This is a genomic window from Modestobacter sp. L9-4 (genome assembly GCF_019112525.1).
In the GTDB taxonomy this organism is placed as follows: domain Bacteria; phylum Actinomycetota; class Actinomycetes; order Mycobacteriales; family Geodermatophilaceae; genus Modestobacter.
In genome coordinates, this window is record NZ_CP077800.1 from 3,797,630 (window position 1) to 3,809,626 (window position 11,997).

Genomic DNA, 11,997 nt, shown 5'->3' on the forward strand with positions numbered 1-11,997 from the left:
GGTGACCAAGGACGACCTGCGCCGCCGCTACGAGGAGGCCAGCCAGTGGCCGCTCATCGGGTTGGCGGTCCTCTTCATGGCCGCCTACGCCTGGGGCGTGCTGCGCCCGGACCTGCCCGGGTGGCTGCTCACGACGCTGCACGTGGTCACGGTCATCGCCTGGCCGGTGTTCCTCGTCGACTACGTGCTCCGGCTGACGCTGGCCGACCACCGGTGGCAGTTCGTGCGCCACAACTGGATCGACGGGGTCGCCGTCGTCCTCCCGCTCCTGCGGCCGCTGCGCATCCTCAGCCTCGTCCGGGTCGCCCGGGTCATCGACCGGCGGCTGACCACCTCGCTGCACGGCCGGGTGGCCGCCTACGTCACCCTCACCGCGTCACTCGTCGTCTTCATGGCCTCGCTGGCCGAGCTCGACGCCGAGCGCGGCGACCCCGAGGCCACCATCACCACCTTCGGTGACGCCCTGTGGTGGGCGTTCACCACGATCACCACCGTCGGCTACGGCGACCGCTACCCGGTCACCGGCGAGGGCCGGCTGGTCGCCGGGCTGCTGATGGTCGCCGGGATCGCCCTGCTCGGGACGGTGACCGCAGCCGTCGCGTCGTGGTTCGTCCGCCGGGTCGCCGACGCGGCCCGCGCCGAGGACGACGCCGCCGACGCCGCGGCCGACGAGGCCCTGCGTGCCGAGCTGCGGGAGCTGACCGCGGAGGTGCGCCGGCTCCGCGCCGAGCTCACCGACCGCGCCGAGCTCACCGACCGGGCGGGGCTCACCGACCGGGGATGACGATCAGCTCGGTCTGCCGGGCGTCGAGGTACTCCACGCCGTCCGTGGTGAGCGCGATGCCCTGCTCCAGGCCCATCCGCACCACCTGACCGCCCCACTCCGGCACCGGCACCCGCACGCACAGCTCGAGGGCCCAGACGGTGTCCGGGTGCACCGGCGCCCGACCGGCCCCCGGGACGCCGTCCTGGGCGTCCCACATCCCGATCGCCGGCCCGGCGCCGTGGCCGTGCACGCCCACCGGGTGGGAGTAGACGTCGCCGTCGACGCCGGCCTGCGCGGCGGCGGCGCGGGCGGCGGCGAGCACCTCGTCCCCGGTGCGCCCGGGACGCAGCGCCGCGGTGGTCAGGTCCTGCATCCGGTTGCCCACCGCGTGCGCGGCGACCAGCCCGGGCGGGGGAGCGGTCTCTCCGTCGGCCAGCACGTAGGCGTTGCGCTGGGTGTCGGTCATCAGCCCGAGGCTGGACAGGCCCACGTCGCAGTGCACCAGGTCGCCGGGGCAGATGGCGGCGTCGTAGGCCACGCCGGGCAGCGCCGTGCCCTGCGCGTCGACGAGCGGGCTGCCCGCCCGCTGCAGGTCGACGGTCGGCTGGAACCACGGGTCCACGCCGAGGTCGGCGAAGCGCTGCCGGATCCACCAGGCGACGTCCAGCGCGGTGGTCTCGCCGACGGTGATCACCGCGGGGGAGAACGCCTCGTCGATCACCTCGTGCACGAGCCGGTTCATCGCGTGCAGCGCCGCGATCTCCTCCGGCAGCCGGGTCTCCAGCCACCCGACGGCCAGCGCCTCGGCCGACACGACCCGGTCGCCGTGCGGGCCGAGCGCGGCCATGAGCTGCCCGTGCTCGGTGTGCGAGAGCCCGTCGGCATGGGCGAAGGTGGCGGAGACGTCGACGCCGATCCGGGCGGGGGCGGCCTGGTCGACGAAGCGGCGGACCGAGGCCCACTGCGACTGCTCGGCGGTCAGCCCCGGCTGCTCGTCGGCCTCCCACGCGGGCTGGAACTGGCCCACCGGGTAGCGCGAGACGGCGGCCGCGGTCACCCCGTCGTCGCTGCGGTGGAACAGCAGGACGGTGCGCCGGCGGGCCGACAGCCACGACGCCGGCAGCAGCGTCGCCAGCACCGGGTCCTCGTTGTACTCCCGACCCAGGACCACCCACAGGTCGATGCCGGCGCGGTCCATCAGGCCCGGCAGCAGGTCCAGCAGCCGCTGGGTGAGCCAGCGGTCGCGGACGTCGGCCTGCTCGCGCAGCGGGAGCGGCACCGTGCGCGTCGGGTCGGGCGTCCCGGGGCCGGGAGCGGGTCGGCCGGTGGTCGCGGTCATGCAGGCAGGAAAGCAGAACGGACGGCGCAGCGCCGGACGGGCCGTCGGGCTCAGGCCCCGCCCCCGGCGGCCGGGCCGGCGCTGCGCCGTCCCCGCTCAGGAGCGCGCGGGACCGGGTGCGCGTCGCCCCCGGCCACGTGCACCCGGTCGCGGCCGCACTCCTTGGCCGCGTACATGGCGGCGTCGGCGCGGTCGACGAGGCGCCAGAGCGCGTCGACCGGGTCCTCGCCGTCGGCCGGGTGGGCCAGCGCCACCCCGATCGAGGCGGTCACCTGCCACGGCCGGCCGGCTCCGCAGCCGGCCACCGCCCGGCGCAGCCGCTCGGCCAGCCGCCGGGCCTCGTCGGGGTCGGACACCAGCCCGAGCACGACCAGCTCCTCGCCACCCGTGCGGGCCAGCACGTCCGGCGGCCGGACGCTGGCGGCCAGGGCCGCGGACGCCCCGCGCAGCACCTCGTCGCCGACCGCGTGCCCGAAGGCGTCGTTGAGCCGCTTGAAGTGGTCGAGGTCGAGCACGAGCGCGGCGACCCGCTGCCCGTCGCGGCGCGCCTGCCGCCAGACGCGGGGCGACTGGTCCACCAGCGACCGCCGGTTGGCCAGCCCGGTCAACGGGTCGGTGGAGGAGAGCTCCAGGGTGGCCGCCAGCAGCCGCTGCACCCGGCGGCGCAGCAGGAAGACCCCCAGCGTGACGACGTCGAGCATCCCGGCACTGGCCGCCACCGGCACCACGAGTGCGCCCAGGGAGTCGTAGCTGTCGGCCAGCACCACGGCGCAGGCGACCAGCACCGCGACCATGTGCACGGCCAGCGCGCGGGCGCCCAGGAACCAGGCCGCCACGAAGCAGGTGGACAGCAGCATCAACGGGGGCGCGTAGCGCAGCGGGTCGGTCGTCGCCCAGGCCAGGACGACGTAGGACACGTCGCCGAAGAGCACCAGGGCCACCGTCGCCGCCTCGCCCACCCGCCGCCGGACGGCCAGACCGGCGGCCACCAGCAGGCCGACGCCGAGCACGCCCACGTAGACCGGCCGGCTGGCGCCGTCGCGGAGGGCGCCGGGGACGAGCAGGTTGACCGAGCCGAGCGCGACGCCGGCGGCCAGCAGAGCGGCCAGGCACCAGGCGACCAGTCGCCGGTCGGTGTTCCGGCCGGTGAGCGGGGTCTCGGCGGACGCGGCGGAGGTCGCCCCGTGCCGGTGCCCCTGTGCGGGCGTGTGCGCCCCTGCCATGGCGTGCAGCATGCCGCAGCGCCGGAGTCCGCGGCGCCGCCGTCGGCGCGCTGTCTCGGCCGCACGTCCGGGACCGCACGCGGCCCGGCGGTCGCGGTGCGAGGCTGGGGGTGACCGCGCACCGCGAGAGAGGACGACCGATGGACACCGGCCCCTGGTACTTCTGCCTCAAGCACCACACCGTCGAGACCCGGGACGGCTGCGCCGAGCGCCACCGCCTCGGCCCCTACGAGACCCGGGCCGAGGCCGAGCACGCGCTGGAGAAGGTCGCCGAGCGGAACGAGCAGGAGGACGCCGCCGACCGCGCCTGGCGCGAGGACTGACCCGCCGCGCCCGGCGTCGCCCCGCGGGGCATGATCGACCGCAGGGGCGCGCCCGGCCGGGGGTGCCCGCCGCAGGTCAGGAGGGGTCGTGACGGACGGACGCGCGGTGGAGGACCTGGTCGTCGGCGTGCTCGGGGGCACCGGGCCGCAGGGCCGCGGGCTCGCGGTGCGGCTGGCCGCGGCCGGGCAGCGCGTGCTGCTGGGGTCCCGGGACGCCGCACGGGCCGAGGAGGTCGCGGCCGAGGTGGCGACCCGGGCCGCGGCCGTCGCCGGCGCCGGTGAGGTGTCCGTGCGCGGCGGGTCGAACGTCGACGTCGCGGGTGCCGCGGACCTGGTGGTCGTCGCCGTCCCCTACGCCGGTCACGCCGACACCCTCGCCGAGCTGGCCACCCCGCTGGCCGGCAAGGTCGTCGTCGACTGCGTGGTGCCGATGGGCTGGGACGAGCTCGGCGCCTACGTGCTCGACGTCGTCGAGGGCAGCGTGTGCCAGCAGGCCGCGGTGCTGCTCCCCGACAGCCACGTCGTCGGCGCGTTCCACCACCTGTCGGCGGTGACGCTGGAGGACCTGTCCCGGCCCACGCTCGAGGGCGACGTGATGGTCGTCGGCGACGTCCGCGAGGCCACCGACCTGGTGCAGGCGCTGGCCGGGCGGCTGCCGGGCATGCGCGGGGTCTACGCCGGCCGGCTCCGCAACGCCCGCCAGGTCGAGGCGCTCACCATCAACCTGGTCTCGGTCAACCGCCGCTACCGCGCCCACGCCGGCGTCCGCATCACCGACGTGTGATGGCCGGCCTCACCGGCGCCGAGCTGCGCGCCACCCGGATCGGCCGGCCGCCCCTCGGCAGGCGCGGTTACCGGCCGGAGGAGGTCGACGCCTTCCTCGCCCGCGCGGCCGAGGCGCTGGATGCCCGCGCGGCCGGGCGGGAGCCGTCGCTGGGCGCCGACGAGGTGGAGGACGTCGTCTTCGCCAAGCCGGGGTTCCGGTCGGGGCGCGGCTACGACGAGGACCAGGTCGACGACCTGCTCGACGCCGTCGCCGAGGCGCTGCGCGACACGACACCACGCGACACGACGCCACGCGGCATCGAGCTCAACGGCCGCCCCTTCCAGCCCTGAGCGGAGTGGACCTGTCGGCGTGACGCCGACGGATCGACTCCGCGTCACTCGAAGCTGTGCTCGGCGGTCGGGAAGGTGCCGTCACGGACCTCGGTGGCGAACTCCTGGGTGGCCCGCAGCAGCTCCCCGCGCAGGTCGGCATACCGCTTGACGAACCGCGGCACCCGCCCGGAGGTCATGCCGGCCATGTCCGGCCAGACCAGCACCTGGGCGTCGCAGTCCGGGCCCGCGCCGATGCCGATCGTGGGGATGGCCAGCTCGGCCGTCACCTGCGCGGCGATCGCGGCCGGCACCATCTCCATGACGACGGCGAAGGCCCCGGCCTCCTGCACCGCGCGGGCGTCGGCCAGCAGCTGCTCGGCCCCGGCTCCGCGGCCCTGCACCCGGAAGCCACCGAGGGCGTGCTCGCTCTGCGGGGTGAAGCCGATGTGGGCCATGACCGCGATGCCGGCCTGGGTGAGCAGCCGGATCTGCGGGGCCACGCGCACCCCGCCCTCGAGCTTGACCGCCTGCGCCCCGCCCTCCTTCATCATCCGCACCGCGGTGGCGAAGGCCTGCTCGGGCGAGGCCTCGTAGCTGCCGAACGGCAGGTCGGCCACCACCAGCGCGCGGGACGTCGAGCGGGTGACCGCGCGGGTCATCAGCAGCATGTCCTCGACGGTGACGGCGACCGTGGAGGTCTGGCCGAGGACGACGTTGCCCGCGGAGTCACCGACCAGCAGCACCGGGATGCCGGCCTCCTCGAAGACCTGCGCCGAGTGGGTGTCGTAGGCGGTGAGCATCGCCCACCGCTCGCCCCGCTCCTTGGCCTGCCGCAGGTGGTGCACCCGCACCCGCGCGGTCGACGTCCCGCCGTAGAGCACCGACTCGGTCACGACTGCGCCCCCTCGACGACGCTGGGCAGGCTCTCCCGCCAGCGGTTGGTGATGGGCAGCCGGCGGTCGCGGCCGAAGGCCTTGAGCGAGATCTTGGTGCCCGGCGCGGACTGGCGGCGCTTGAACTCCGCGAGGTCGATCATCCGCAGCACGCGGGCGACGATCTCCGGGTCGTGACCGCGCTCGAGCAGCTCGGCCATGCCGAGGTCACGGTCGACGTAGTCGGTGATGACCGCGTCGAGCTCCTCGTAGCTGGGCAGCGAGTCGCTGTCCTGCTGGCCCGGTGCCAGTTCGGCCGACGGCGGCTTGTCGATCGAGTTCTGCGGGATCGGCTCGACCTCGCCGCGCTCGCGGGCGTGCGCGTTGCGCCAGCGGGCGAGCTCCCAGACCAGGGTCTTGAGCACGTCCTTGATCGGGGCGAACCCGCCGGCGGCGTCGCCGTAGAGCGTCGAGTAGCCCACGGCCACCTCGCTCTTGTTGCTGGTGGCCAGCAGCAGGTGCCCGTGCTGGTTGGACAGCCCCATGAGCAGCGTGCCGCGCACCCGGGCCTGCAGGTTCTCCGCGGCGACCCCCGACAGCTCCACCGAGCTCCGGTAGGCCTCGACCATCGGGGCGATCGGGACGACGGAGTAGTGCATGCCCAGCCGCTGCGCGGAGTCCGCGGCGTCGGTCAGCGACCCCTCGCTGGAGTACTCGCTGGGCAGACCCACGCCGTGCACCCGCTCGGCCCCCAGGGCGTCGACGGCGAGGGCGGCGACCAGCGCGGAGTCGATGCCGCCGGACATGCCGAGCACCACCGAGGGCATGCCGTTCTTGTCGATGAAGTCCTTCAGCCCCAGCACGAGTGCCCGCCAGACCTCCTCGGCGTCGGGGAGCGGGTCGGCGACGGTGCCGGGCCGGGCGTCGAACGCGGCGACCGGCTCCTCGCTCAGCACGTGCCGGGTCACCGTCATCGGCCCGATCCGGCCCTCGCGCCGTTCGGTCACCGCGGCGGTGTCCAGCGCCAGGTCGACCGTCATCAGGTGCTCGACGAACTGCGGCGCGCGGGCCAGCAGCCCACCGTCGGCGGCCACCACGAGGGAGTCGCCGTCGAAGACCAGCTCGTCCTGCCCGCCGACGAGGTTGCAGTAGACGATCGGGGCGTGCGCCTCCGCGGCGCGGCGCTGCACCAGCGGCAGCCGCAGGTCGTCCTTGGCCCGCTCGTAGGGGGAGGCGTTGGGGGAGACGACGAGGTCGACGCCGGCCTGCCCGGCGACGCCGCACGGGCCGCCCTCGACCCAGAGGTCCTCGCAGATGGTCAGCGCGACGTCGACGCCGTGCAGCCGCACGACCGGCAGTTCGGTGCCGGGCACGAAGTACCGGGCCTCGTCGAAGACGCCGTAGTTGGGCAGGTGGCGCTTGTGGTAGCGGGCCACCACTCGGCCACCGTGCAGCAGAGCCGCGGCGTTGCGCGGGGCACCATGCCGGGGGTTGGCGTCACCGGGGGTGTCCTCGGCGTCCGTCGGGGTGCTGTCGACCGGTGCGGGTCCTGCACCCTCGGTGTGTGCCAGGTAGCCCACGACGACAGCGGTGTCGCCGAGCCCGTCGGCGGCCAGCCGGGCGGCCAGGTCGACCAGCGTCTGCTCGCTGGCCCGGGCGAAGGACTCCCGCAGCACGAGGTCCTCGGCCGGGTAGCCGGTGAGGGTCATCTCCGGGAAGACGACGAGGTGGGCGTCCTCGCCCGCCGCCCGCCGCGTCCAGTCGGCCACGAGGTCCGCGTTGCCGGCGAGGTCACCGACCCGGGTGTCGACCTGGGCGAGTGCGACGCGCAGCTGTACCGGTGCAGTCACGCCCCCATCCTCGCCGCCGTCCCACCCCGGTGGCCAGGCGGGCCCGCGCGGCGACACCCTCGCGCGTGCTGCTGTCGTGGGGCGGTGGGAGGAGGCAGGCTGGGGGCACGTAACACCCCCGTCACGCCCGGAGGCCACGATGGCGAGCATGGACCGTCAGCAGGAGTTCGTCCTGCGCACCCTGGAGGAGCGCGACATCCGCTTCGTGCGGCTGTGGTTCACCGACGTCTCGGGCTACCTCAAGGCCGTCGCGGTGGCGCCGGCCGAGATCGAGGCCGCGTTCGCGGAGGGCATCGGCTTCGACGGGTCGGCGATCGAGGGCTTCGCCCGGGTCTACGAGTCCGACATGCTCGCCAAGCCCGACCCGGCGACCTTCCAGGTGATGCCGGCCCAGCGCGGCCAGGCCAGTGAGACGGCGCGGATGTTCTGCGACATCACGCTGCCCGACGGCTCGCCGGCCTGGGCCGACCCGCGGCACGTGCTGCGCCGGGCGCTGGCGAAGGCCGCCGACATGGGCTTCACCTTCTACACGCACCCCGAGATCGAGTTCTTCCTGCTCAAGGACCTGCCCACCGACGGCCGTCCGCCCGAGCCCGCCGACACCGGCGGCTACTTCGACCTCTCCACGCACGACGTGGCGCACGACTTCCGTCGCGAGGCGGTGTTCGCGCTGGAGGCGATGGGCATCTCGGTGGAGTTCAGCCACCACGAGGTCGCGCCGGGCCAGCAGGAGATCGACCTGCGGTACGCCGACGCGCTGTCGATGGCCGACAACATCATGACGCTGCGGCACGTCGTCCGTGAGGTCGCGCTCGCCCAGGGCGTGCACGCCACCTTCATGCCCAAGCCGTTCACCGAGCTGGCCGGCTCGGCGATGCACACCCACCTGTCGCTGTTCGAGGGCGACCGCAACGCCTTCCACGACCCGGCCGACCCGATGCGGCTGTCGACCACGGGCAAGCAGTTCATCGCCGGGCTGCTCACCCACGCCCGCGAGATGACCGCGATCACCAACCAGACGGTCAACTCCTACCGCCGCCTGCTCGCCGGCACCGAGGCCCCGACCGCCGCGACCTGGGGTCGGGCCAACCGCTCGGCGCTGGTGCGGCTGCCCTCCTACAAGCCGAACAAGGGCAACTCCGCCCGGGTCGAGGTGCGGTCGCCGGACTCCGCGTGCAACCCCTACCTCACCTTCGCCGTCCTGCTCGCCGCCGGGCTGCGCGGCATCGAGAAGGGCTACGAGCTCCCGCCCGAGGCCGAGGACGACGTCTGGTCGCTCACCGACACCGAGCGGCGCGCGGCCGGCTACGAGGACCTGCCGGTCTCCCTGGGCGAGGCGCTCACCGCCATGCAGGGCAGCGAGCTGGTCGCCGAGACCCTCGGCGAGCACGTGTTCGACTTCTTCCTGCGCAACAAGTGGGAGGAGTTCAACTCCTACCGGCAGAACGTCACGCCCTTCGAGCTGAAGCGGTACCTGCCCGGCCTCTAGCGGGACCGGCCGGCGCTCACGGGCGCCGGCCGGGGACGGCCGCCCCGGGGCCGAGGACGCCCAGCAGTGTGAGGGCGTCGGCGTCCCGGGAGCCCGGCGGCGCGGTGTAGAGCACCAGGTGCTGGTCGCGGTCCTCGAGCGCCATCGAGTCGCAGTCGACGGTCACGCTGCCCACCGCCGGGTGCCGGAACGTCTTGGTCAGCATCGGCACCCGCTCCACGTCCCGCTGCTCCCAGAGCCGGGCGAACTCGGTGCTGCCCGCGCGCAGGTCGGCGACCAGCCCGGTGACCGCGGGGTCGTCGCCGTGGCGGGCGAGGGTGGCGCGCAGGTCCATGACGACGGCCTGACGGAACGAGGCCGCGCTCGACGAGCCGTACAGGCCGCCGTCGGCATCGGGGCGCAGGAAGGCGCGGCGGGCCAGGTTGCGGTCGTCGGGGTCCAGCCGGCCGAAGTCCTCCATGAGCGCGGCCGCCAGGTCGTTCCACGCCAGCACCTCGAACGTGGCGGAGACGACGAACGCGGCGGTGCCGGGCAGCCGGTCCAGCAGGGTCAGGATGCTCGGGCGGACGTCCCGGCGCAGTCGGGTCGGGCCGGTGGCCACCGTCCCGGCCAGGACGTGCAGGTGCGCGGTCTCGGTGTCGGTCAGCCGCAGCGCGGCCGCGATCCCGGCCAGCACCTCACCCGACGGGCGCGGTGCCCGGCCCTGCTCGAGCCGCACGTAGTACTCGATGGACATGTGCGCCAGGACGGCGACCTCCTCGCGGCGCAGCCCCGGGGTGCGCCGCCGCGGCCCTGACGGCAGCCCGGCGTCCTCGGGGCGCAGGCGTTCCCGCCGGTTGCGCAGGAACATCCCCAGCTCGTGCTTGTCCACGCACCCAGTCTGGCCGCGGGACGCCGCCACGTCCTGGTACTGATCGTGCCTGCCTCGACACCCGGAGCCCGCCGACGCTGGTGCCATGACCACCGACCGCACCACCCCGACCGGCCTGCTCGCGGGCAAGGTCGTGTTCATCACCGGCGCGAGCCGCGGCATCGGCGCGGCCGCTGGGCGTCTGTTCGCCCGGGAGGGCGCCAGCGTCGTGCTCGCCTCCCGCGGCGTGGAGGCGCTCGACCGGCTCGTCGCGGAGATCCGGCACTCCGGTGGTGTCGCCGATGCGGTCGCCTGCGACCTCGCCGACCGGGACGCCGTCCGGGCGGCGGTCGACCGGGTCGGCGACCTGCACGGCCGGCTGGACGGGGCGTTCAACAACGGCGCCGCGATCCAGCACCCGGGCCCCCTGGACTCCACGAGCGACGAGGACGTCGAGGAGCAGTTCGCCGTCAACTTCCGCGGCCACTGGACGGCGATGGTCGCCGAGGCCGCGCTCATGCGGGCCGGCGGCGGGGGCGCGATCGTCAACACCTCGAGCATCGGCAGCCGGCGGGCCAACCCGGCGCTGCCGGCCTACGGCGCGATGAAGCGGGCGCTCAACAGCCTGACCGAGACGGCGGCGGTGACCTGGGCGCCGGAGGGCATCCGGGTCAACGGGCTGACCCCGGGCGGTACCGCGACGGAGATGATCGACGCCTGGGAGGCGGCCTCGCCGGGCATCAAGGCGCAGATCGACGCCAGCAGCCCGATGGGCCGGATGTCCCGTCCGGAGGAGGTCGCCGAGGCCGCGTGCTGGCTGCTCAGCGACCGGGCGTCGGCGGTGACCGGGGCGATCGTGCCCGTCGACGGGGGAGCCGGCGCCTGAGCGTTCAGGGGCAGGGGTCGCCGGCGGGCAGCGCGGCGAGGTGGACCTCACCGGTGGGGGTGTCGCCGCTGAACGTCTCCGTCGCAGTGCACACCACCCACTCGGGCCCGACCGGCCGCTCCCAGCGGGCGTCGAACACCACCACGACAGCGCCGACCCGCTCCAGTGCCGGCTGGGCGTCGCGCACGGGCAGCCCGACGACGTCGGGCAGCGGGCCGGTGATCGACGAGGCCGGGGTGCTCAGCAGCACGTCGGTGACCACCACCGGGACCGTCGTCGGCGGGGCGGCCGAGGGGACCGTGGCGGCCCGGGTGAGCGGGCGCTCGGTCACCTGGCCGACGACGGTGACCGTGCCGAAGGCCACGACGGCGGCCAGCGCGAGCACCACCAGCCAGCCGACCCACCGGCCGATCCGCGACAGCGCGGTGCGCTCCTGGTCCATGGTCGCCTCCCTCGAGTTGGCGGCACGCTACCGGACCGGGACCGTGCGGAACGCCGTCCGCGACGTGTCGCGAGGGCGCTGGTACGGAGCCGTGACCACGACCGGGCGCGGCTAGGGTGACGGCGTGGCCCGCCTGCTCGTCGTCGTCCCGTCCGACACCGACCCGCCCACCCGGCTGGGTGAGTGGCTGACCGACGCCGGGCTCGAGCTCGACGAGCGGCGGCTGTCCAGCGGTCAGCCGCTGCCGGCCGACCTGACCGGTGTCGACGGCCTGCTGGTGCTCGGCGGCCCGCAGTCCTCCCTGGACGACGAGACGGTCTCCCCGGAGCTGGTCGGGGTGCGGCACCTGCTGGGCCAGGCCGTCGCCGCCGACGTCCCGACGCTGGCGATCTGCCTGGGCGCGCAGCTGCTGGCCCAGGTCGGCGGCGGCAGCACCCGGGTCGGCGTCGACGGCCCCGAGGTGGGCCCGACGCTGGTGGCCAAGCGGGACGCCGCCGAGGCCGACCCGCTGTTCGCCCCGCTGCCGCTGTCGCCCGACGTCGTGCAGTGGCACCACGACGAGATCGACCGGCTGCCCGCGGGCGCCACCCTGCTGGCCAGCAACCCGCGCTACCCCCACCAGGCCTACCGGGTGGGCCAGCACGTCTACGGCCTGCAGTTCCACATCGAGACCGACGAGCACCTGGTGCGCCAGTGGGCCGACGGCGACGCGGTGGGCGTGGCCAGCACCGGGGCCGACGTCGAGACGGTCTGCGCCGCTGCGGCCGCCGTGCACCCCGACGTGGCCGAGGTCTGGGCACCGTTCGCCGCCCGCTTCGCCGCACTCGTGCAGGACCGCGCCGCCGCGCGGGGCTGAGGC

The 11,997-nt window shown here is 75.1% G+C and carries 13 protein-coding genes; 7 read left to right on the forward strand and 6 right to left on the reverse strand.

Annotated elements, in window-relative coordinates:
- Nucleotide 1 precedes the first annotated feature (1 nt).
- Nucleotides 2-784, forward strand: a complete 783-nt coding sequence (locus tag KUM42_RS18025) for a potassium channel family protein (RefSeq protein WP_237493895.1) — start codon at nt 2-4, stop codon at nt 782-784.
- Here the strand turns inward: KUM42_RS18025 and KUM42_RS18030 are convergent.
- Together KUM42_RS18030 and KUM42_RS18035 are read right to left on the reverse strand one after the other, a co-directional pair.
- On the reverse strand, nt 768-2,105 hold the full coding sequence (locus KUM42_RS18030; RefSeq protein WP_237493896.1) for a M24 family metallopeptidase: 1,338 nt from the start codon (nt 2,103-2,105) through the stop codon (nt 768-770). The genes KUM42_RS18025 and KUM42_RS18030 overlap by 17 nt on opposite strands.
- 50 nt (nt 2,106-2,155) lie before the next feature.
- Nucleotides 2,156-3,328 carry a diguanylate cyclase gene (locus KUM42_RS18035; protein ID WP_237493897.1) on the reverse strand — a complete coding sequence of 391 codons (1,173 nt, stop codon included), beginning with the start codon at nt 3,326-3,328 and terminating at the stop codon, nt 2,156-2,158.
- 140 nt (nt 3,329-3,468) lie between these two features.
- On the opposite strand from KUM42_RS18035, the gene KUM42_RS18040 reads away from it, so the two are divergent.
- From KUM42_RS18040 to KUM42_RS18050, 3 genes are all read left to right on the forward strand, one after another.
- Nucleotides 3,469-3,651 (forward strand): hypothetical protein, encoded by a 183-nt coding sequence (locus KUM42_RS18040; RefSeq protein WP_237493898.1) that lies wholly within the window; start codon nt 3,469-3,471, stop codon nt 3,649-3,651.
- Nucleotides 3,652-3,739: 88 nt separating this feature from the next.
- On the forward strand, nt 3,740-4,435 hold the full coding sequence (gene npdG / locus KUM42_RS18045) for an NADPH-dependent F420 reductase (protein ID WP_237493899.1): 696 nt from the start codon (nt 3,740-3,742) through the stop codon (nt 4,433-4,435).
- Nucleotides 4,435-4,767 carry a DivIVA domain-containing protein gene (locus KUM42_RS18050; RefSeq protein WP_237493900.1) on the forward strand — a complete coding sequence of 111 codons (333 nt, stop codon included), beginning with the start codon at nt 4,435-4,437 and terminating at the stop codon, nt 4,765-4,767. The genes npdG and KUM42_RS18050 overlap by 1 nt, the downstream gene beginning before the upstream one ends.
- A gap of 44 nt (nt 4,768-4,811) precedes the next feature.
- Here the strand turns inward: KUM42_RS18050 and panB are convergent, their stop codons facing one another.
- Together panB and KUM42_RS18060 are read right to left on the reverse strand one after the other, a co-directional pair.
- Nucleotides 4,812-5,642 carry a 3-methyl-2-oxobutanoate hydroxymethyltransferase gene (panB, locus tag KUM42_RS18055; RefSeq protein WP_255557517.1) on the reverse strand — a complete coding sequence of 277 codons (831 nt, stop codon included), beginning with the start codon at nt 5,640-5,642 and terminating at the stop codon, nt 4,812-4,814.
- The gene (locus KUM42_RS18060; RefSeq protein ID WP_237493901.1) at nt 5,639-7,471 is read right to left on the reverse strand and encodes an NAD+ synthase; all 1,833 of its coding nucleotides are present in this window, start codon (nt 7,469-7,471) and stop codon (nt 5,639-5,641) included. Before KUM42_RS18060 ends, panB begins: the two co-directional genes overlap by 4 nt.
- Before the next feature lie 148 nt (nt 7,472-7,619).
- Between KUM42_RS18060 and KUM42_RS18065 the strand changes: the two genes are divergently transcribed.
- Entirely contained in the window at nt 7,620-8,960 is a 1,341-nt protein-coding gene (locus KUM42_RS18065; RefSeq protein ID WP_237493902.1) for a glutamine synthetase family protein, read from the forward strand.
- Between the two features lie 16 nt (nt 8,961-8,976).
- Here KUM42_RS18065 and KUM42_RS18070 read toward each other — a convergent pair whose 3' ends face one another.
- Complete coding sequence (locus KUM42_RS18070; protein ID WP_237493903.1) at nt 8,977-9,831, reverse strand: helix-turn-helix transcriptional regulator; 855 nt, start codon at nt 9,829-9,831, stop codon at nt 8,977-8,979.
- 85 nt (nt 9,832-9,916) lie between these two features.
- Here KUM42_RS18070 and KUM42_RS18075 point away from each other — a divergent pair, with 85 nt between their 5' ends.
- Nucleotides 9,917-10,696: an SDR family NAD(P)-dependent oxidoreductase gene (locus tag KUM42_RS18075; protein ID WP_237493904.1), complete on the forward strand. Its 780-nt coding sequence runs from the start codon at nt 9,917-9,919 to the stop codon at nt 10,694-10,696.
- 4 nt (nt 10,697-10,700) lie between these two features.
- Here KUM42_RS18075 and KUM42_RS18080 read toward each other — a convergent pair whose 3' ends face one another.
- Entirely contained in the window at nt 10,701-11,138 is a 438-nt protein-coding gene (locus tag KUM42_RS18080) for a hypothetical protein (RefSeq protein ID WP_237493905.1), read from the reverse strand.
- 124 nt (nt 11,139-11,262) lie between these two features.
- On the opposite strand from KUM42_RS18080, the gene KUM42_RS18085 reads away from it, so the two are divergent.
- Nucleotides 11,263-11,994: a type 1 glutamine amidotransferase gene (locus KUM42_RS18085; protein ID WP_237493906.1), complete on the forward strand. Its 732-nt coding sequence runs from the start codon at nt 11,263-11,265 to the stop codon at nt 11,992-11,994.
- Nucleotides 11,995-11,997 lie beyond the last annotated feature (3 nt).

Excerpts from the sequence above, each read along its gene's own strand:
- KUM42_RS18040 (WP_237493898.1), top strand. The coding sequence starts at position 3,469 with ATGGACACCGGCCCCTGGTACTTCTGCCTCAAGCACCACACCGTCGAG.
- KUM42_RS18075 (WP_237493904.1), top strand. The coding sequence starts at position 9,917 with ATGACCACCGACCGCACCACCCCGACCGGCCTGCTCGCGGGCAAGGTC.
- KUM42_RS18030 (WP_237493896.1), bottom strand. The coding sequence starts at position 2,105 with ATGACCGCGACCACCGGCCGACCCGCTCCCGGCCCCGGGACGCCCGAC.
- KUM42_RS18080 (WP_237493905.1), bottom strand. The coding sequence starts at position 11,138 with ATGGACCAGGAGCGCACCGCGCTGTCGCGGATCGGCCGGTGGGTCGGC.
- KUM42_RS18050 (WP_237493900.1), top strand. The coding sequence starts at position 4,435 with ATGGCCGGCCTCACCGGCGCCGAGCTGCGCGCCACCCGGATCGGCCGG.
- KUM42_RS18065 (WP_237493902.1), top strand. The coding sequence starts at position 7,620 with ATGGACCGTCAGCAGGAGTTCGTCCTGCGCACCCTGGAGGAGCGCGAC.
- KUM42_RS18035 (WP_237493897.1), bottom strand. The coding sequence starts at position 3,328 with ATGGCAGGGGCGCACACGCCCGCACAGGGGCACCGGCACGGGGCGACC.